Source organism: Micromonospora sp. R311, from assembly GCF_056780015.1.
On sequence record NZ_JBSWCE010000006.1, the window covers coordinates 159,271 to 178,578 of the forward strand.

Here is a 19,308-nt window from a genome sequence, read left to right on the forward strand (position 1 = left end):
GGGGAGGGGTAGGGATGCGTCGACGCACGGATCGGCTGGCGGCCGTACTGCTGGTCGGGGCGCTGCTGGCCGGGACGGTGGCCGGCTGCGCCGGACGGCGGGCCGGGACGGACGAACCGGCCGTGCCGGTGGCCGCGCCCACCACGTTGCCGGGCGGCGACCCGGCAGAGGGCGAGCCCGACGGGGAACCGTCGGCCGCGCCGAGCGCGGTCGAGGCGATGGGGGCCGCGCCCACCCGCACCGCGTCGCCGAAGGCCACCCCGAGCCGTACGCCGACCCGGGCCACCAGACCACGACCGGTGGCCAAGCCGCCGACCGAGACGAAGGTGCCGCCGGCGCCGCCGAAGCCGCCGTCGAACGATTGCGAGCCGAGCTACGAGGGCAGCCAGGCGACCCGGGCCCAGGTGAAGACGGCGTTGGCCGACGCGGCGGCGAAGACGTACTGGCCGACCTCCGCCCCGAGCATCAGGATCCCGCTGAACCTGGTCAAGGCGACCGCGTGGCAGGAGAGCGGCTGGCAGTCCAACATCATCGCCTGTGACGGCGGAATCGGGCTGATGCAGGTGATGCCGGGCACCGCCGACTGGATGAACCAGCGGTTCGGGCAGAGCTACGACATCCGCGACTACCGCGACAACGCCTACCTCGGCGCCAACTATCTGGCCTGGCTGACGAAGTACATCGGGGACATGTACTTCGAGGCCGACTACCGCCTCGACGCCGCCCTGTGCTCCGCCGAACTGGATTCCTGCCTGCTCAACGCGGTCATCGCGGCGTACAACTACGGCCACGGCGCGGTCGCGGTGGAGGGGGAGCCGCTGGCCATCCCCAACCCGAGCTACGTGCGCAACGTGCGGGCGCTGATGACCGAGTGCGTCTGCCTGGGCTACTGAGCCCGCGGCGGGGCCGGGGCGGCGGCGGTGCGGCAGGCGACCCCGGCGCCGCTCAGTGCCGGGCGGCCACCGGCTCACCGCGCGCCGGGTCGCCCTCGACGGTGGGCCGCCCGATCCGGCCCGGCCACCAGAACCGGTCGCCGAGCAGGAACGCGAGCGCCGGCACGAGCACCGTCCGCACCAGCAGGGTGTCGAGCAGGACGCCGATGCAGACGATGATCCCGATCTGGGTGAGCAGGATCAGCGGCAGCACCCCCAGCACGGCGAAGACCGCCGCGAGCAGCACCCCGGCGCTGGTGATCACCCCGCCGGTCACCCGCAGCGCGGAGAGCGCGCCGGCGCGGGTGCCGGTGGCGCGGGCGTCCTCGCGGGCCCGGGTGACCAGGAAGATGTTGTAGTCCACCCCGAGGGCGACCAGGAACACGAAGGCGAGCAGCAGCACCTGACTGTCCAGCGCGGGGAACCCGAGCAGGTGGTCGAAGAGCAGCCAGGCCGCGCCCAGGCTGGCGAAGAACGACGCGATCACGGTGAGTACCAGCAGCACCGGGGCGAGCAGGCCGCGCAGCAGCAGCACCAGCACGGCGCCGACGAGCAGCAGGATGATGGGCAGGATCAGCCGCAGGTCCCGGCCGTTGGCCTCGTCGGAGTCGTAGGTGCCGGCGACCGTGCCGCCGACGAGCGCCCCGGCGAAGGCGTCGGCGCCGTCGACCGCGGGCGGGGCGGAGCCGGGCACCGCGGCGACCGCGTCGCGCAGCGCCTCGATCGCCCGGTCCGAGGCGGCCGTGCCGGGTTCGGTGTCGAGCACGACGTCGACCTGGGCGACCGCCGCGCCGGCCGCGCCGGGGCGCGCGGATGCGACGCCCGGGACGCCCGCGGCGGCGTCCGTGACGGCCCGCACCGCCGCGGGCGTGGTGAGCACGGCGACCGGCTGGGTGGTGCCGGCGGGGAAGGCCCGGGCGAGGGTCTCCGCGCCGGCGACCGCCTCGGGCTCGACCCGGAACTGCTCGGTCTCCGACAGTCCGGTGCGGATGCCGAGCCCGCCGAGGGCGAGCCCGGCCAGCAGCAGCACCGCGGCCGCCGCGACCGGCGCGGGACGGCGCTCGACGGCGGCGCCGAGCCGGCCCCAGAGCCGGCCGTCGCGGACCGCGCCGCCGACCCGGGGCACGAACGGCCAGAACAGGCCGCGACCGAAGATCACCAACGCCGCGGGGAGGACGAACAGCGCCGACGCCATGGCGAGGACGACGCCGGTCGCGCAGGCCACGGCGAGCGCCCGGTTGAGTTCCTGCTCGGACAGCAACAGGGTGAGCACGCCGAGGACGACGGTGCAGCCGCTGGCGAGGATGGGCTCGGCGGTGCGGCGCAGCGCGGCCCGCATCGCCACGAAGCGGTCCGCCTCGCGCCGCAACTCCTCCCGGTAGCGGGCGATGAGCAGCAGCGCGTAGTCGGTGGCCGCGCCGAAGACCAGGACGCTGGCGATGCCGGTGACGGCGCCGCCGGGGAGGTTGATGCCGACCGCCGGGACGATCGTGTCGAGGGCGCGCAGGGTGAGCTGCTCGGTCGCCGCGACGACGACCAGGGGCACGATCCACAGGAACGGGCTGCGGTAGGTGATCAGCAGCAGCAGCGCGACCACGGACGCGGTGACGACGAGCAGGGTGGTGTCGGCGCCGTCGAAGACCTTTGCCAGGTCGGTGGTGAACGCGGGACCGCCGGTCACCGCGACGGTGAGCGACGCGGGCACGTCGTCCAGGGACGCGCGGAGGTCGTCGACCCGGCCGGCGATCTCCTCCTGACCGCCGGCGGTCGACAGCGGCACGGCGACGAGGGCGACGGTGCCGTCCGGGGAGACCTGCGGCGGGCCGACCCGGCCGCCGACGGCGAACCGGCCGAGGTCGTCGGACCGCCCGGTGAGCGCCGCGCGGTCGGCCGCGGTGAGCGGGCCGCCGTCGGCGCGGCTGACCACGACGATCGCCGGCTGGACGTCGCGCGAGGGCAACTGCTCCTGTAGGCGCTCGACCTGGGTCGACTGCCAGCGCAGGGACAGGCCGGTGGACGAGACGGGCGCCGGGTTGTCGGGCTTCGGGAGGCCGAAGACGGCCGCGCCGACGACGATCGCGGCGACCACGGTGAGCCAGGCGGCCGGCCGGCCGCGGGCGACGCGGGTGAACAGGGACATGGTTGCCTCCCGGTCTCCGGCCGGCGGGGCGGCGTCCCCGCACCATATCTCCCGGCTGCCAAGTATCTCGACGGCCGAGATTATCGGCCGCTGAGTTAGGCTGCAACTCGAGAACGGGGCGGCGGGGAAGGCGGACGTGGCGCACGACATGTACCGGCGGCGGGAGACCCCGCGCGAGCGGCTGGTCGCCGAGATCACCGCGGAGCTGCGCCGCTACTCCAGCGACGCCCAGCACGTCGGGCACGCCTTCGCCGCCCTGCACGGGCTGGGCGCCACCGACCTGCAGGCGCTGATCGCGGTGATGGACGCCGAACTGGCCGGCCAGCCGATCACCCCCGGACGCCTCGGCGAGCAGCTCAACCTCTCCTCCGGCTCGGTCACCGCGCTGATCGACCGGCTGGAACGGGCCGGGCACATCCGGCGCGACCGGGACACCGCCGACCGGCGCAAGGTCTTCCTGCGCTACGCCGACCGGGGCGCCGAACTGGCGCTGGACTTCTTCCGGCCGCTGGGACGGCGTACCGACGAGGTGATGTCGGGGTTCACCGACGACGAACTGGCGGTGGTGCACCGGTTCATGTCCGCGATGGGCGCCTCGCTGCGCGAGCACCGCGACGCCGTCCGGGCGGCCCGATCCGCCCCGCCCCGCCGCCCGGGCTGACCGTGCGGCTGGACCGGCTCGTCACCCGGGTCGCCACGGCGGCGCTGCGGCTGCCCCCCGCGCGTACCCGGCGGGTCACCCTGACCCGGGACGTCCCGGTGCGGGTCCGCGACGGCGTGGCGCTGCGCACCGACCACTACGCCCCCGACCTGCCCGGCGCGCCGGTCGTGCTGATCCGCACCCCGTACGGGCGGGGCGGGCCGATGCGGCTGCTCGGCCGGCTCGCCGCCGAGCGGGGCTTCCACGTGGTGATCCAGTCCTGCCGCGGCACGCACGGCTCGGGCGGGGTGTTCGAACCGCTGGTGCACGAGCGCGACGACGGACTGGACACCCTGGACTGGCTGCGCCGCCAGCGCTGGTGGACCGGGGCGTTCGGCATGTTCGGCGCCAGCTACCAGGGCTTCGTGCAGTGGGCCCTGGCGGCCGACGCGGGCGACGAGCTGCGGGCGATGGTGGCCGTGGTGACCGCCTCGGCCACCCGGGACTCCACCTACGCCGGGGACTCGTTCGCCCTCGACACCGTGCTCACCTGGGCGGAGCTGCTGCAGGCGCAGACCGTGCCCTGGCTGGCCCGGCAGTGGGAACTCAAGCGCGGGCAGCCCCGGCTGACGGCCGCCCTGGCCCACCTGCCGCTGGCCGAGGCGGACCGGATCGCCACCGGGGTGACCGTGCCGTTCTTCCAGGAGTGGCTGCGCCACCACACCCCGACCGCGGACTACTGGCGGACCCGGGTCTTCGACGACCGGATCGGGCAGGTGCGCGCGCCGGTGGTGATGCTCGGCGGCTGGCACGACATCTTCCTGCCGGCCCAACTGCGCGACTTCGCCGCCCTGCGCGCCGCCGGGGCCCGCCCCCGGCTGACCGTGGGGCCGTGGACGCACGGCAGCCCGGGGCTGTTCGTCGCGGCCCTGCGCGACGGCCTGGACTGGCTCGACGAGCACCTCGCCGGTCGCCCGGCGGGCCGGACCGCGCCGGTGCGGGTGCACGTCGGCGGCGTCGGCGGTGGCTGGCGCGACCTGCCCGACTGGCCGCCGCCGGCCACGCCCACCCGGTGGCACCTGCACCCGGCCGGCGCGCTGGCCACCGATCCGCCGGTGCCGTCGGCGCCGGACGGGTTCTGGTACGACCCGGCCGATCCCACCCCCTCGCTCGGCGGTCCGCTGCTCGTCGCCCAGCGCGCCGGGCCGGTCGACAACCGCCCGGTGGAGGCCCGGCCCGACGTGCTCACCTGGACCAGCGCGCCGCTCGCCGGCCCGGTCGAGGTGGCCGGGCCGGTGCGCGCCGAGATCCACGTGCGCAGCGAACTGTCGTACCTGGACGTCTTCGTGCGACTGTGCGACGTGGACCGGCGCGCCCGGTCCTGGAACGTCTGCGACGGGCTGGTCCGGATCGAGCCGGGGCGCTATCCGGTCGACGCCGCTGGCGCCGTGCGGGTGCCGGTGGAGCTGTGGCCCACCGCCCACCGGTTCGCGGCCGGGCACCGGTTGCGCCTCCAGGTCTCCGGCGGCGCCCACCCCCGGTACGCGCGCAACCCCGGCACCGGGGAACCGCTCGGCACCGCCGTCACGCTACGTGCCGGCCATCGAGAGATCCTGCACGACCCGGAGCACCCGTCGGCGGTCGTACTGCCCGTCGTCCACTCCGGTCGTCGCCTGCCTCCACGGTGAACTGACCCCGTTTGAACTGGGCGTTCGTCCATTGACTGGGTTATCGTTGAGCAACGCCCGGCGTTGTGCACCAGTTGGCCGGGCCCGCGCGTGTAGCCCCCTCACCGCGTACGCGGTGTCACTGTCGTGCCCGGCCCCGACCCGACTAGGGGGACCCATGACGCGCGCACCCACCAATCTGCTGACCGTGCGCAACCTGCTGCTCACCCATCTCAACGTCGATCCCAACCGGGTACGGAGCCAGGACCTCGAACCGGCCGAGGTCGGCATCGTCGGTGACTCCGCCCACCGCGGGGGCTACCACTGCGGTTCCGACCGGGTGGTCACGAACGACTACTCGGTGGTGGAGTCGCCCCGGGACCGCGAAGGGCTCACCCTGGACGCCGCGGCGCTCGACGTCGGGCAGTTCCAGGTCAGCTCCGGCGGACGCACCCACGACCTGCGTAGTTTCTCCGTCTGGTGCGTCGGCCAGTGCGCCGCCAACGCCCCGGACACCCGGGACATCCGGGAGATCATCTACTCCCCGGACGGCAGGGTCGTCCGGCGGTGGGACCGGCTCGGCCGGCGCAGCACCGGCGACGACTCCCACCTGTGGCACACCCACTTCAGCTTCTTCCGCGACGCGATCAAGGCGGGCCGGGACCAGACCCCGCTGTTCCGTCGCTACCTGACCACCATCGGCCTCATCGAGGGAGACGACATGACCCCGCAAGAGCACGCCTGGCTGGAGACCATCCACCGCAACCTGACCGTCCTGGACGGCCGCAACCCGGTCGGGCAGATCTACACCCGGATGGCGCTGGGGGAGGACCACACCAACACCAGCTACGTCGTACCGCACCCGAACCTGAAGACCCTCGGCGCCCAGCTCAGCGCCGTACAGTCCGCGCTGACCGCGCTCGCCGGCAAGGACGTCACCGACGAGCCGGCGATCGTCGCCGGGGTGCTGGCCGGGCTGACCCCGGAGAAGATCGCCGCGGCGATCCCACCCACGCTGGCCCGACAGGTCGCCGAGGAACTGGCCCGTCGGCTGGCCGCCTGACCCGACCGCCGGCGCGGCACCCCCCGCGCCGCGCCGGCGAGTCCGGCAAGAGGTATTACGCAATGGCTCTTGCGAAAGAGCTGTTGCGGATGCGACGCTGAAGGCATGCCGAACCCCGACGTACGCCAGGTGACCGACTCCCGGGTGCTGGCCGCGCTCGCCCACCCGCTGCGCCGACGCCTGATGGACGTGCTCAAGGTGCACGGCCCGTCGACCGTCGGCCTGCTCGCCGACCGCACCGGGCAGGCCCCGGCCAACGTCAGCCACCACCTCAAGGTGCTCGCCGCCGCAGACCTCGTCGCCGAGGCGCCGGAGCTGGCCCGCGACCGGCGCGAGCGGTGGTGGCGCCTGGTCAGCCGGGGGGTGCGCTGGTCCAGCGCCGACTTCGACACCGACCCGGCGGCCCGGGCAGTGGCTGACGCCGCCACCTCGCTCAACCTCGACCGGCACGTCGCGCTCGCCCGCGCCTGGCACGCCGCCGACGAGGCCGCGCACGACGCCTGGGGTGAGGGGCCGTTCTCCATCGACCGCTGGCTGCACCTCACGCCCGAGGAGTTGGCCGAGCTGGGCCGCGAGCTGAACGACCTGCTCGCCCGCTGGACGGAGCGGACGGTGCCCGACGACGGGCGCCGCCGCGAGCCGGTCTTCCTGTTCGCCCACGGCCTTCCGGCCACGCCGTGAGCACGCCGGCGCCGGCCCGACCCGCCAGCCCGGACCAGCGGGTGCCGGCCGGCGAGGCCCGCGCCCGGCGCCCGGCGGCCGGATCCGGGCTGCGGGGCCACCGGGACTTCCGGCTGCTCTGGGCCGCGCAGACGGTCAGCAGCGTCGGCAGCAACGTCACCGCGGTGGCGCTGCCCCTGGTCGCGGTGACCGTGCTCGACGCGAGCACCTTCGCGGTGGCGGTGCTCACCGCGGCGGCCTGGCTGCCCTGGCTGCTGATCGGCCTGCCGGTCGGTGCCTGGGTGGACCGGCTTCCCCGCCGGCCGGTGATGATCGCCTGCGACCTGGTCTCGGCCGCGCTGTTCCTCAGCGTGCCGCTCGCCGCGCTGCTGGACGTGCTCACCGTCGGGCAGTTGCTGGTGGTGGCCCTGGGCGGCGGCGTGTCCCGGGTCTTCTTCGAGACCGCCGACCAGGTCTACCTGCCGGTCCTGCTGCGCCCGGAACAGGTGCCGGCGGGCAACGCCCGGATCCAGGCCACGCAGACCGCCAGCTACGTGCTCGGGCCGGGGATCGCGGGCCTGGTGGCGCAGCTCGCCGGCGCGGTCACCGCGCTGCTGCTCGACGCGCTGAGCTTCCTGGTCTCCGCGGCCTGCCTGCTGCGCATCCGGCGGGTCGAGCCGCGGCCGGAGCGGACCGGCCACACCTCGTCGCTGCGGCGGCAGATCGCCGCCGGTATCCGGTTCGTCGCCGCGGATCCGTACCTGCGGGTGCTGACGCTGTTCGGCGCGGCCAGCAACATCGGGCTGGTCGGCTACCAGGCCGTGCTGGTGGTGTACCTGGTCCGCGAGGCGCGGGTCGAGCCGGGCCCGGTCGGCGTGCTGGTCGCGGTGATGAGCCTCGGCGGCATCGTCGGCGCGGTGCTGGCCACCCGGCTCGGGCGGCGGCTCGGCACGGCCCGGGCGATCCTGCTGGCGGCGGCGTTGACCGGGCCGCCCGCGCTGCTGATCCCGCTGGCCGGCCCGGGCGCCGGGCTGGTCTGGCCGGCGCTCGGCGGGGTGCTGGTCAGCCTCGGGGTGGCGGTCGGGAACGTGCTCAAGAGCAGCTTCCGGCAGACCTACCCGCCGCACCACCTGCTCGGCCGGGTGACGGTCAGCATGCAGCTGCTCAACTACGGGACGATCCCGTTGGCCGCGGTGGCGGCCGGCGCGCTCGGCAGCGTCCTCGGCACCGGCACCGCGATCGGCGTGATGACCGGCTGGCTGGCGCTCACCCCGCTGATCCTGCTGGTCGGGCCGCTGCGGCGACGGCGGGACCTGCCCGCCGCGCCGGCGGAGCCGTGAGGCGTACTGCGGCGGCGGCCGTCACCGGCCGCCGCCACCGACACGGGTCTACATCGGGCGGACGTTGTCCGCCTGCGGACCCTTCTGCCCCTGGGTCACCTCGAACTCGACCTTCTGGCCCTCGTTCAGCTCCCGGTAGCCGCTCGTCGCGATGGCCGAGTAGTGGACGAACACGTCCGGACCCCCGCCGTCCTGCTCGATGAAGCCGAAGCCCTTTTCCGAGTTGAACCACTTAACCGTGCCGGTTGCCATGCATCTCTCCTGTTCGAAGCGGCTGACCGCCGGCCGTCGGCCGATGATCGCCCTGTACCTCCTCGACAGTAACGGGCCAAACCCTGATCTGCTGGGCGAAGTGCCGCAGGCGGTGCGGCGAACTCCGCGGGTCGGCATCGCGAAAGCCGCCCGGTGGCGGTCCCGCTGCGGCATGCTTGCGCCGGTGAACGAAGCCGCGGACGCCGCCCTCAGCGACCTGGAGCGGGAGATCCTCGCCCCCGGCGGTGGGCTGGACCGGCTCCGACTGGTGCGCACCCCGTTCGTCCCCGAGGTGCGGTTGCACCTGGCCGAGGACGCGATCGTCTGGTGGGCCCGGATGGAGGCGCACGCCGGGCGCAGCCTGCCGCCGCCGTACTGGGCGTCGGTCTGGGCCGGTGGGCAGGCCCTCGCCCGGTACCTGCTCGACCATCCGGAACTGGCCGCCGGCCGCCGGGTGCTCGACCTGGCCGCGGGCTCCGGACTGGTGGCGATCGCCGCCGCGCTCGCCGGCGCCCGCCGGGTGGTGGCCAACGACATCGACCCGTACGCGGTCGCGGCCGTCACGGTCAACGCCCGGGCCAACCGGGTCGCCGTCGCGGCCACCGGCGGCGACCTGCTCGACTCCGACGGCGGCGGGGTGGACCTGCTGGTGGCCGGGGACGTCTTCTACAGCGCGCCGATGGCCGCCAGGATGCTGGCCTTCCTGCGCCGGGTCGCCGCCACCGGCGCCGACGTGCTGGTCGGCGACCCCGGGCGGGGTCACCTGCCGCCGGACCGGCTGACCGTGGTCGCCGACTATCCGGTGCCGACCACCGAGCCCAGCGTCGACTCGCCGGTGCGCCGGGTGCAGGTGCTGCGCCCCCGCTGACACCGGGCCGCCCTCAGGGTCCACCCCGAGCCGGGATTCAGGGTGGGCTGGGGAGCAAAACCCGATGTCCACGGTGGTGCGGCGGTCATAGCGTACGGGGCATGGCGGATTGGCTGGCCCAGGTCGGAGAGCTTCCCACCACCCTGCTCATGGGGGTGCTCGGGGTGGTCATGCTCTTCGACGCCGTACCGCTGCTGGGGGTGCTGGTGCCGGGCGACGTGGCGATCCTCGCCGCGGTCGGGGTGGGGCGGCCGGCCACCGGGCTGGCCACCTTCGCCGCCGTGGTGGCCGGTTGCCTGGCCGGGTGGTCGCTGAGCTTCCTGGCCGGCCGCCGGTGGGGGGACCGGCTGCGGCACAGCCGGGTGGGCGGCTGGATCGGCGAGTCGCGCTGGGCGGCGGCGGAGGGGATCCTGCGGCGCGGGGGCGGCCGGATGGTGCTGGTCGCCCCCTTCCTGCCGGTGTTCAACGCGCTGCTGCCGCTGGCCGCGGGCGGGCTGCGGATGTCGTACCGGCGGTTCCTCGGCTGCGCGACGCTCGGCGCCGCCGCCTGGGCCGGCCTCTACCTGGTGCTCGGCACCGCGTCCCGGTCGCTGGCCGGGCTGCTGCCGGGCCCGGCCAGCCCGATGCTGGTCACCATGGCGGTCGGCCTGCTGCTCGCGGCGCTGGTGTTGCTGGGTACGCGACGGCGGCTGCGGGCGCTGGCCGGGTGAGCCTGGTGCCTGGGGTCGCTGGTCGGGTGACCCTGGTTGCGGTTGGGGGAGGGGGCCTGCCGTGCCCGGCTCCGGGCGGTCAGGCTTGATCCCTGCGCCGGGCACGGCAGGCCCCCTCCCCGTCGTGGACCGGGTTCGTCCGGGAGTGGGGGCGCCGCCGCCGGATTTAGGGGATCTGAGGTGGTGTGCTGGGTCGGGTTACCAGCCGCGGGTGCGCCACTGGGGGAGGGCGGGGCGTTCGGCGCCGAGGGTGCTGTCCTTGCCGTGGCCGGGATAGAACCAGGTCTCGTCGGGCAGTTGGGCGAAGAGCTTGCGCTCGACGTCGTCGATCAGGGCGGCGAACCGCTGCGGGTCCTTGTCGGTGTTGCCCACCCCACCGGGGAAGAGGCTGTCGCCCGTCCAGAGGTGCGGCGTGCCGGCCGGGTCGCGGTAGAGCAGCGCGATCGAGCCGGGGGTGTGACCGCGCAGGTGGATGACCTCCAGCGGGCAGTCGCCGACCCGCACCCGGTCGCCCTCGACGAGCGGCTCGGTCTCGATCGGCAGCCCGGCGGCGTCGTCCGGGTGCGCCAGGGCGCGGGCGCCGGTCTTGGCGACCACCTCCTCCAGCGCGACCCAGTGGTCCATGTGCTGGTGGGTGGTGACCACGGTGGCCAGGCCGGCGTCGCCGACCAGCTCCAGCAGGTGCGGCGCCTCGTTCGCGGCGTCGATCAGCAGCTGCTCGCCGGTCGCCCGGCAGCGCAGCAGGTAGGCGTTGTTGTCCATCGGGCCCACCGAGACCTTGGTGATGGTGAGCCGGTCGAGCTCGCGTACGGCCGGCGTGCCGCCGGGCGGGACGTCTCCGCTGTAGGTCATGACGGGGTCTATATCCATTCCGGTGGTTCGGGGAGCGGACCGTCCGGGGTGACGGTCAGCACGGCGCCGCGGCTGCGTCCGATCAGCCAGGCGGCGAGTTCGGGGGCGGCGCCGGTGACCACGGGCGCGTGCGCCCGGTCGCCGATCAACAGTTCGTGCCGGCTGCCGTCGAACCGCAGCACCATCGGCGGCGCGTCGCCGCGCTCGGCCAGGTCGGTCGCCACCTCGTGCAGCAGCCGGTGGCCGAACGCCTCGGGCCAGTCGGCCGCCCGGTGCCCGGCGTCCAGGTCGACGTGGTGCACCTCCAGCTCCCGCAGCCGGCCCCAGACCAGCAGGGCGGCGACCTTGGGGCCGCGTGGCGTGTCGACGGTCGCCGCCCACGCGTCGGCGGGCATCGCGGCCACCGCCTCGGCGAACCGGTCCGCCGAGCGGCGCAGGTCGTCCAGGTGCGCCTCGGGTGGGCGGGTGGCGCCGGCCTCGATGTCGGCGGCGCGTGCCGCCGCCGACGCGTACATCGACACCGGCTCGCCGGTGCGGGCCGCGGTGAGCAGGTTGACGAAGCCGTCGGCGTTGCGGGCCAGGTGCGTCAGCACGTGCCCGCGGGTCCAGCCCGGCAGCAGCGACGCGGCGGCGATGTCCGCGCTGTCGAAGGTGGCCGCCGTGCGCAGCAGGCGCGCCGTGGCGTCGTCCACCTCACCGGTCAGCAGGAGTGGATCCGTGGTCACGTTCCGACCCTAACCGTCGGCCGCCCGCACGTCGCCGGGGAAATCGCTTTCGGCGCGCCGCCGGGCACCCTACCGTCGGCTCGAACGCGGCACCGGAACTCGGAGGAGGTGGTGATCATGCCGGTCTCAGCACGCGTGCGTCACCCGCTCCGACACCGATGAGGATGCCATGACCATCGATCTGACCGCCCTCGGCTGGGACGCCGACCGGGCGGCACAACCGCGCCGCCGCACCGACCACCGCCCGGGCCGGGTGGCCCGGGTCGACCGGGGCGTCTGCACCGTGCTCTGCGCGGACGGTCCGGTGCGCGCCACCCTGGGCGGGGCGGTGCTGGCCGCCGCCGCCACCGACCTGACCCAGCTGCCCTGCGCCGGGGACTGGGTGCTGCTCGGCACCTGGCCGGACCGGCGGGTGACCGTCGAGACGGTGCTGCCCCGGCGCACCGCGCTGATCCGGCGGACCGCCGGCAAGGACGCCAGCGGCCAGGTGCTGGCCGCGAACCTGGACGCCGCCGCCGTGGTGGAGCCCGTGCACCCCGAGCCGGACGTCGGCCGGATCGAGCGGCTGCTCTCCCTCGCCCACGAGTCGGGGGCCCGGCCACTGGTGGTGCTCACCAAGGCCGACCTGGCGGCCGACCCGGCGGCGATCGCCCGGCAACTCGCCGCCGTCGCGCCCGGGGTGCCCGTGCTGCCGGTCAGCGCCGAGGGCGGCACCGGGCTGGACCCGCTGCGCGCCGAGGTCGCGCCCGGCCGCACACTGGCCCTGCTCGGCCCGTCCGGGGCCGGCAAGTCCAGCCTGGTGAACGCCCTGGCCGGGGCGGTGGTGATGCCCACCCAGGCGATCCGCCGGGTGGACGGCAAGGGGCGGCACACCACCACCTGGCGGGCGCTGGTTCCGGTGCCCGGCGGCGGGGCCGTGCTGGACACCCCCGGCGTGCGCGCGGTCGGCCTGCTCGACGGCGTGGCCGGGCTCGACCGGGCCTTCGCCGACATCGCCGAGCTCGCCACCGGCTGCCGGTACGGCGACTGCGGGCACGACGGGGAGCCCGGCTGCGCGGTGCGTGAGGCGCTGGAGAGCGGCGAGCTGCTGGCGCGACGCTGGGAGAGCTGGCGGCGGCTGCAGCGCGAGGTGGCGTACGAGACCCGGCGCCGGGAGACCCGGCTGGCGGCCGAGCGGCGCGGCGGCTGGCGCGGCGTCCGCCGCCGGGCGAACCGGCCGGCCCGGCCGCCCTCGCCCGGCGGGTTCTGAGGCGCCGGGCGAGGGCGGCCGACCGGGCTGAGCTGGGGGAATGCGCCGGCGCGGAAAAGTGTCGTACCTCGGGGCTAGAGTTGCCGAGGCGCTTTTCTGCGCCCGCACAACCGCTCAGAATCACCACGGAGCGGACAGATTCTCCTCATCTTCTTCACCCGGGAGTACACGGACAGTGGCCGACCGACTGATCATCCGTGGCGCGCGCGAGCACAATCTGCGTGACGTCAGTCTCGACCTGCCCCGGGATGCCCTGATCGTCTTCACCGGGCTCTCCGGGTCGGGCAAGTCGAGCCTGGCCTTCGACACGATCTTCGCCGAGGGGCAGCGCCGCTACGTCGAGTCGCTCTCCTCGTACGCCCGGCAGTTCCTCGGCCAGATGGACAAGCCGGACGTCGACTTCATCGAGGGCCTCAGCCCGGCCGTCTCGATCGACCAGAAGTCCACCTCGCGCAACCCCCGGTCCACCGTCGGCACGATCACCGAGGTCTACGACTACCTCCGCCTGCTCTTCGCCCGCATCGGCGAGCCGCACTGCCCGGTCTGCGGCGAGCGGATCTCCCGGCAGAGCCCGCAGCAGATCGTCGACCGGGTGCTCGCCATGGCCGAGGGCACCCGGTTCATGGTGCTCGCCCCGGTGATCCGCGGCCGCAAGGGCGAGTACGTCGACCTCTTCGCCGAACTTCAGGCCAAGGGCTACGCCCGGGCCCGGGTCGACGGTGTGGTGCACCCGCTGACCGAGCCGCCCAAGCTCAAGAAGCAGGAGAAGCACACCATCGAGGTGGTGATCGACCGGCTCAGCGTCAAGCCGAGCGCCAAGCAGCGGCTCACCGACTCGGTCGAGGCCGCGCTCGGGCTCTCCGGCGGGCTGGTGCTGCTCGACTTCGTCGACCTGCCCGAGGACGACCCGGGGCGGGAGCGGCGCTTCTCGGAGAACCTGGCCTGCCCGAACGACCACCCGCTGGCCATCGAGGACCTGGAACCCCGGGTCTTCTCCTTCAACGCCCCGTACGGCGCCTGCCCGGAGTGCACCGGCCTGGGCACCAAGAAGGAGGTCGACCCCGAGCTGGTCGTGCCCGACCCGGAGCGCACGCTGCGCGAGGGCGCCATCCAGCCCTGGGCCACCGGCCACAACCTCGAATACTTCCTCCGCCTGCTGGAGGCGCTCGGCGAGGCCGAGCACTTCGACGTCGACACGCCCTGGCGGGCGCTGCCCTCCCGGGCACAGAAGACCATCCTGCACGGCTCCGACGACCAGGTGCACGTGCGCTACCGCAACAAGTACGGCCGCGAGCGCTCCTACTACACCGGCTTCGAGGGCGTGGTGCAGTGGATCGAGCGCCGGCACTCGGACACCGAGTCCGAGTGGTCGCGGGACAAGTACGAGGGCTACATGCGGGACGTGCCCTGCGCGGCCTGCGGCGGCGCCCGGCTCAAGCCGGAGGTGCTCGCGGTCACCATCGCCGGCAAGAGCATCGCCGAGGTCTGCAACCTGTCGGTGGGCGAGTGCGCCGAGCTGCTGGCCGGCATCGAGCTGACCGACCGGCAGAAGATGATCGCCGAGCGGGTGCTCAAGGAGATCAACGCCCGGCTGCGGTTCCTGCTCGACGTCGGCCTGGACTACCTCTCCCTGGACCGGCCGGCCGGCACCCTCTCCGGCGGCGAGGCGCAGCGGATCCGGCTGGCCACCCAGATCGGCTCGGGCCTGGTCGGCGTGCTCTACGTGCTGGACGAGCCGTCCATCGGGCTGCACCAGCGCGACAACCACCGGCTGATCGAGACCCTGGTCCGGCTGCGGGGCCTGGGCAACACGCTGATCGTGGTCGAGCACGACGAGGACACCATCCGCACCGCCGACTGGATCGTCGACATCGGCCCGGGCGCCGGCGAGCACGGCGGAAAGATCGTGCACAGCGGCTCGGTGCCGGCGCTGCTGGAGAACCAGGAGTCGGTGACCGGGGCGTACCTCTCCGGCCGCAGGTCGATCCCGACGCCGAAGCAACGCCGCCCGCAGACCCCCGGCCGCGAGCTGGTGGTGCACGGCGCGCGGGAGCACAACCTGCGCAACCTGACCGTGTCGTTCCCGCTCGGCCAGCTCATCGCGGTCACCGGGGTCAGCGGCTCCGGCAAGTCGACCCTGGTCAACGACATCCTCCACGCCGTGCTGGCCAATCAGATCAACGGCGCCCGGCTGGTGCCCGGCCGGCACACCCGGGTCTCCGGGCTGGAGCACGTCGACAAGGTCGTCGGCGTCGACCAGTCGCCGATCGGGCGGACGCCACGGTCCAACCCGGCCACCTACACCGGGGTCTGGGACCACGTCCGCAAGCTCTTCGCCGAGACCACCGAGGCCAAGGTCCGGGGGTACGGCCCCGGCCGGTTCTCGTTCAACGTCAAGGGTGGCCGCTGCGAGGCGTGCTCCGGCGACGGCACGATCAAGATCGAGATGAACTTCCTGCCCGACGTGTACGTCCCGTGCGAGGTCTGCAAGGGTGCCCGCTACAACCGGGAGACCCTGGAGGTGCACTACAAGGGCAAGACCGTCTCCGACGTGCTGGAGATGCCGATCGAGGAGGCGGCCGAGTTCTTCTCCGCCATCCCGGCGATCCACCGGCACCTCAAGACGCTGGTCGACGTGGGCCTGGGCTACGTCCGCCTGGGGCAGCCGGCGCCCACCCTCTCCGGCGGCGAGGCGCAGCGGGTGAAGCTCGCCTCCGAGCTGCAGAAGCGCTCCACCGGGCGGACGGTCTACGTGCTCGACGAGCCGACCACCGGCCTGCACTTCGAGGACATCCGCAAGCTGCTGATGGTGCTCGAGGGCCTGGTCGACAAGGGCAACACGGTGATCACCATCGAGCACAACCTCGACGTGATCAAGTCGGCGGACTGGTTGATCGACATGGGCCCCGAGGGCGGGCACCGGGGCGGCACGGTGCTGGCCACCGGCACCCCCGAGGAGGTCGCCGAGGTGGCCGAGAGCCACACCGGCCAGTTCCTGCGCCAGGTGCTCAAGCTCGACGGCGAGGCGAAGGGCGCGACCGCGGCGACCTCCCGCGCGGCCAAGGCCAACGGCACCAAGGCCCGGGCCGCCCGCAAGGTCCCCGCCGGCACCCGCTGACCCGACACCGCATCCCCGACCTGTTGACCATGAGGTTGGCGGCGAAGATGATCGCCATGACCGCCGCCAACCTCATGATCAACCAGAGCGGCCCGGCCAGCGGTGGCGGCGTCCGGTCGCCGATCGGGTGAACCGGCGGGGACCGGGCTGCGTGTCCCAAGGTGTGGCCGCGAGATCATGAGGGGCGGCGGCAGCCGAGAGAAAGGCGAGGCATGAGTGACGATCAGGTGCTGACCGGGTCGGCCACCCAGACCCGGCGGGCCCTGCTCGCCGGCGCGGGAGCGGCCGGGGCGGCGGTGGTTTTGGCGGCCTGCGGCGGCGAGGATTCCGGCGACGGCTCCGCGCAGACCAGCGGCGGGCCGGCCGTACCGAGCAGCGGCGACGCCGGCGGGGGCGACCGCCAGGGGGCGCAGTCGCTGGCCCGGACCGCGGACATCCCGGTCGGTGGCGGCCTGGTCCTCCCCGCGGCGGGCGTCGTGATCACCCAGCCGACGCCCGGCGAGTTCAAGGGCTTCGACCCGATCTGCACCCACCAGGGCTGCCCGGTGACGAACGTCGACGGCGGCACCATCAACTGCACCTGCCACAACAGCAAGTTCTCCATCGCCGACGGTTCGGTCAAGGCCGGGCCGGCCACCAAGCCGCTGGCGCCGAAGGACGTCAAGGTCACCGGCGACCAGATCTCGCTGGCCTGACCGGCCGCCCGGCCCGGCGGCCGGGCCGGGCGGCCGGGTCAGCGGGTGAGCCCGGCGGGTGGGCTCGGGGCCGGGCCGGCAGGCGGGTCGAGATCGACTCGGGCGGCGGCGGGCCCGGGGGTGCCCGGGTGGCCGGTCGCCACGAACCGCGGCACAGCCCGGGTCGGTCGGGCCGGCCAGGTCCGGCGGCGAGCGCACCCGGCCCGCGCGCCCGCCGCGCCGATCGGGAAGCGTGTCGGGGGCGCGGACTAGGCTTGCTGCCGTGGCTGACCCCTCGACCTACCGTCCCGCGCCGGGCACCATTCCGGAGTCGCCCGGGGTCTACCGCTTCCGCGACGGCACCGGCCGGGTGATCTACGTCGGCAAGGCGAAGAACCTGCGCAGCCGGCTCAACTCCTACTTCGCCGACCTGTGGGGCCTGCACCAGCGCACCCAGCAGATGGTCACCACGGCCGAGTCGGTGGACTGGGTCACCGTCGGCACCGAGGTCGAGGCGCTCCAGCTCGAATACACCTGGATCAAGCAGTACGACCCGCGGTTCAACGTCCGCTACCGCGACGACAAGTCCTACCCCTACCTCGCGGTCACCCTCGACGAGGAGTTCCCGCGCCTGCAGGTGATGCGGGGCGCCAAGCGCAAGGGGGTGCGCTACTTCGGGCCCTACTCGCACGCCTGGGCCATCCGCGAGACGCTCGACCTGCTGCTGCGGGTCTTCCCGGCGCGTACCTGCTCGGCCGGGGTGTTCAAGCGGGCCGGCCAGGTCGGCCGGCCCTGCCTGCTCGGCTACATCGGCAAGTGCTCGGCGCCCTGCGTGGGTAGCGTCTCCGCCGAACAGCACCGCGAGATCGTCGACGGCTTCTGCGACTTCATGGCCGGCCGCACCGACACCATGGTGCGCAAGCTCGAACGCGAGATGACCGAGGCCAGCGAGCAGTTGGAGTTCGAGCGGGCGGCCCGGCTGCGCGACGACGTCGCCGCGCTGCGCCGGGCGATGGAGAAGCAGACCGTGGTGCTCGGCGACGGCACCGACGCCGACGTGGTGGCGTTCGCCGACGACCCGCTCGAGGCGGCCGTCCAGGTCTTCCACGTCCGTGACGGCCGGGTCCGCGGCCAGCGCGGCTGGGTGGTGGAGAAGACCGAGGACCTGACCACCGGTGACCTGGTGCACCACTTCTGCACCCAGGTTTACGGCGGTGAGCAGGGCGAGGCCGACGTGCCGCGCGAGCTGCTGGTGCCCGAGCTGCCCGCCGACGCCGACGCGCTGGCCGACTGGCTCTCCAGCCACCGGGGCAGCCGGGTCTCCCTGCGGGTGCCGCAGCGCGGCGACAAGCGGTCGCTGCTGGAGACGGTGGCACGCAACGCCAAGGACGCGCTGGCCCGGCACAAGCTGCGCCGGGCCGGCGACCTGACCACCCGCGGCAAGGCGCTCGACGAGATCAGCGAGGCGCTCGGCATGCGTACCTCGCCGCTGCGGATCGAGTGCTTCGACGTCTCGCAGATCCAGGGCACCGACGTGGTGGCCAGCATGGTCGTCTTCGAGGACGGCCTGCCCCGCAAGAGCGAGTACCGCCGGTTCATCATCCGGGGCGCCACCGACGATCTCTCCGCGATGTCCGAGGTGCTGCGCCGCCGGTTCGCCCGCTACCTCGACGCCCGGGCCGAGACCGGCGAGGTGGGTGTGGAGTCGGCCGACGACCCGGACGCCCCCGCCGGGCAGGCCGGCCCCGACGAGCCCCGGGTGGGCGCGCTGGTGGATCCGACCACCGGCCGGCCCCGCAAGTTCGCGTACCCGCCGCAGCTGGTGGTGGTCGACGGCGGCGCGCCCCAGGTCGCCGCGGCCGCGCAGGCGCTCGCGGAACTCGGCATCGACGACGTCGCGCTCTGCGGGCTGGCCAAGCGGCTGGAGGAGGTCTGGCTGCCCGACGACGAGTTCCCGGTCATCCTGCCCCGCACCTCGGAGGGGCTCTACCTGCTGCAACGGGTCCGCGACGAGGCCCACCGGTTCGCCATCACCTTCCACCGGCAGCGGCGCTCCAAGCGGATGACGGAGTCGGCGCTGGACAGGGTCCCCGGGCTGGGGGAGATGCGGCGCAAGGCGCTGCTGCGGCACTTCGGGTCGCTCAAGCGGCTCTCCGCAGCCACCGTCGAGGAGATCACCGAGGTGCCGGGCGTGGGCCGGCGGACGGCCGAGGCCGTCCTGGCCGCGTTGAACGGCGACGACACCGCGAAGGCGCCGTCGACCGACTGACCGCGCCGTTGCCCTGGCGGGTCCCGGTGGGCGCCACCTGGAGTCGATCACGGTGCTCCCGGGCGCGGCGCCCCTGGGCATGGCGGCCCCGGGCGCGGCGCCCTGGGCGGGCGCCCCGGGCACGGCGCCCCGGGCGCGGTGCGCCTGGG

The 19,308-nt window shown here is 74.3% G+C and carries 16 protein-coding genes; 12 read left to right on the forward strand and 4 right to left on the reverse strand.

Going from position 1 to position 19,308, the window contains the following annotated elements:
• Positions 1-14 precede the first annotated feature (14 nt).
• Positions 15-893 (forward strand): lytic transglycosylase domain-containing protein, encoded by an 879-nt coding sequence (locus tag AC1WTP_RS07050; RefSeq protein ID WP_481648406.1) that lies wholly within the window; start codon positions 15-17, stop codon positions 891-893.
• A gap of 52 nt (positions 894-945) precedes the next feature.
• On the opposite strand, the gene AC1WTP_RS07055 is transcribed toward AC1WTP_RS07050, so the two are convergent.
• On the reverse strand, positions 946-3,072 hold the full coding sequence (locus AC1WTP_RS07055) for an MMPL family transporter (RefSeq protein ID WP_481648407.1): 2,127 nt from the start codon (positions 3,070-3,072) through the stop codon (positions 946-948).
• A 148-nt stretch (positions 3,073-3,220) separates the two neighbouring features.
• On the opposite strand from AC1WTP_RS07055, the gene AC1WTP_RS07060 reads away from it, so the two are divergent.
• The 5 genes from AC1WTP_RS07060 (at position 3,221) to AC1WTP_RS07080 (ending at position 8,442) form a co-directional block, all read left to right on the forward strand.
• Positions 3,221-3,733: a MarR family winged helix-turn-helix transcriptional regulator gene (locus AC1WTP_RS07060; protein ID WP_447136223.1), complete on the forward strand. Its 513-nt coding sequence runs from the start codon at positions 3,221-3,223 to the stop codon at positions 3,731-3,733.
• A 2-nt stretch (positions 3,734-3,735) separates the two neighbouring features.
• Positions 3,736-5,400 carry a CocE/NonD family hydrolase gene (locus AC1WTP_RS07065; protein ID WP_481648408.1) on the forward strand — a complete coding sequence of 555 codons (1,665 nt, stop codon included), beginning with the start codon at positions 3,736-3,738 and terminating at the stop codon, positions 5,398-5,400.
• Between the two features lie 157 nt (positions 5,401-5,557).
• Complete coding sequence (locus tag AC1WTP_RS07070; RefSeq protein ID WP_481648409.1) at positions 5,558-6,442, forward strand: hypothetical protein; 885 nt, start codon at positions 5,558-5,560, stop codon at positions 6,440-6,442.
• A 105-nt stretch (positions 6,443-6,547) separates the two neighbouring features.
• Positions 6,548-7,123 (forward strand): ArsR/SmtB family transcription factor, encoded by a 576-nt coding sequence (locus tag AC1WTP_RS07075; protein WP_481648410.1) that lies wholly within the window; start codon positions 6,548-6,550, stop codon positions 7,121-7,123.
• Positions 7,120-8,442, forward strand: a complete 1,323-nt coding sequence (locus AC1WTP_RS07080) for an MFS transporter (protein ID WP_481648411.1) — start codon at positions 7,120-7,122, stop codon at positions 8,440-8,442. The genes AC1WTP_RS07075 and AC1WTP_RS07080 overlap by 4 nt, the downstream gene beginning before the upstream one ends.
• A 48-nt stretch (positions 8,443-8,490) precedes the next feature.
• Here AC1WTP_RS07080 and AC1WTP_RS07085 read toward each other — a convergent pair whose 3' ends face one another.
• A complete protein-coding gene (locus tag AC1WTP_RS07085) occupies positions 8,491-8,694 on the reverse strand; it encodes a cold-shock protein (protein WP_007072071.1) in 204 nt (67 codons plus the stop codon).
• 172 nt (positions 8,695-8,866) lie between these two features.
• On the opposite strand from AC1WTP_RS07085, the gene AC1WTP_RS07090 reads away from it, so the two are divergent.
• On the forward strand, positions 8,867-9,562 hold the full coding sequence (locus AC1WTP_RS07090; protein WP_481648412.1) for a class I SAM-dependent methyltransferase: 696 nt from the start codon (positions 8,867-8,869) through the stop codon (positions 9,560-9,562).
• A gap of 101 nt (positions 9,563-9,663) precedes the next feature.
• Complete coding sequence (locus AC1WTP_RS07095; protein ID WP_481648413.1) at positions 9,664-10,272, forward strand: DedA family protein; 609 nt, start codon at positions 9,664-9,666, stop codon at positions 10,270-10,272.
• A gap of 198 nt (positions 10,273-10,470) precedes the next feature.
• On the opposite strand, the gene AC1WTP_RS07100 is transcribed toward AC1WTP_RS07095, so the two are convergent.
• Positions 10,471-11,124 (reverse strand): MBL fold metallo-hydrolase, encoded by a 654-nt coding sequence (locus tag AC1WTP_RS07100; RefSeq protein ID WP_481648414.1) that lies wholly within the window; start codon positions 11,122-11,124, stop codon positions 10,471-10,473.
• 8 nt (positions 11,125-11,132) lie between these two features.
• Positions 11,133-11,849: a maleylpyruvate isomerase family mycothiol-dependent enzyme gene (locus AC1WTP_RS07105; protein ID WP_481648415.1), complete on the reverse strand. Its 717-nt coding sequence runs from the start codon at positions 11,847-11,849 to the stop codon at positions 11,133-11,135.
• A gap of 169 nt (positions 11,850-12,018) precedes the next feature.
• Between AC1WTP_RS07105 and rsgA the strand changes: the two genes are divergently transcribed.
• The 4 genes from rsgA (at position 12,019) to uvrC (ending at position 19,159) form a co-directional block, all read left to right on the forward strand.
• The gene (gene rsgA / locus AC1WTP_RS07110) at positions 12,019-13,098 is read left to right on the forward strand and encodes a ribosome small subunit-dependent GTPase A (RefSeq protein WP_481648416.1); all 1,080 of its coding nucleotides are present in this window, start codon (positions 12,019-12,021) and stop codon (positions 13,096-13,098) included.
• Between the two features lie 175 nt (positions 13,099-13,273).
• Positions 13,274-16,216, forward strand: a complete 2,943-nt coding sequence (uvrA, locus tag AC1WTP_RS07115; protein WP_481648417.1) for an excinuclease ABC subunit UvrA — start codon at positions 13,274-13,276, stop codon at positions 16,214-16,216.
• Between the two features lie 212 nt (positions 16,217-16,428).
• Positions 16,429-16,911, forward strand: coding sequence for a Rieske (2Fe-2S) protein (locus AC1WTP_RS07120; RefSeq protein WP_481648418.1), 483 nt, complete (start codon positions 16,429-16,431; stop codon positions 16,909-16,911).
• A 262-nt stretch (positions 16,912-17,173) separates the two neighbouring features.
• Positions 17,174-19,159: an excinuclease ABC subunit UvrC gene (gene uvrC / locus AC1WTP_RS07125; RefSeq protein ID WP_481648419.1), complete on the forward strand. Its 1,986-nt coding sequence runs from the start codon at positions 17,174-17,176 to the stop codon at positions 19,157-19,159.
• The last annotated feature ends 149 nt before the right edge of the window (positions 19,160-19,308 follow it).

Bases quoted from the DNA above. Each gene is read 5' to 3' on its own strand.
- AC1WTP_RS07095 (WP_481648413.1), top strand. From the start codon at position 9,664: ATGGCGGATTGGCTGGCCCAGGTCGGAGAGCTTCCCACCACCCTGCTC.
- AC1WTP_RS07060 (WP_447136223.1), top strand. From the start codon at position 3,221: ATGTACCGGCGGCGGGAGACCCCGCGCGAGCGGCTGGTCGCCGAGATC.
- AC1WTP_RS07120 (WP_481648418.1), top strand. From the start codon at position 16,429: ATGAGTGACGATCAGGTGCTGACCGGGTCGGCCACCCAGACCCGGCGG.
- AC1WTP_RS07075 (WP_481648410.1), top strand. From the start codon at position 6,548: ATGCCGAACCCCGACGTACGCCAGGTGACCGACTCCCGGGTGCTGGCC.
- AC1WTP_RS07050 (WP_481648406.1), top strand. From the start codon at position 15: ATGCGTCGACGCACGGATCGGCTGGCGGCCGTACTGCTGGTCGGGGCG.
- AC1WTP_RS07085 (WP_007072071.1), bottom strand. From the start codon at position 8,694: ATGGCAACCGGCACGGTTAAGTGGTTCAACTCGGAAAAGGGCTTCGGC.
- AC1WTP_RS07055 (WP_481648407.1), bottom strand. From the start codon at position 3,072: ATGTCCCTGTTCACCCGCGTCGCCCGCGGCCGGCCGGCCGCCTGGCTC.
- AC1WTP_RS07070 (WP_481648409.1), top strand. From the start codon at position 5,558: ATGACGCGCGCACCCACCAATCTGCTGACCGTGCGCAACCTGCTGCTC.
- AC1WTP_RS07100 (WP_481648414.1), bottom strand. From the start codon at position 11,124: ATGACCTACAGCGGAGACGTCCCGCCCGGCGGCACGCCGGCCGTACGC.
- rsgA (WP_481648416.1), top strand. From the start codon at position 12,019: ATGACCATCGATCTGACCGCCCTCGGCTGGGACGCCGACCGGGCGGCA.
- AC1WTP_RS07090 (WP_481648412.1), top strand. From the start codon at position 8,867: ATGCTTGCGCCGGTGAACGAAGCCGCGGACGCCGCCCTCAGCGACCTG.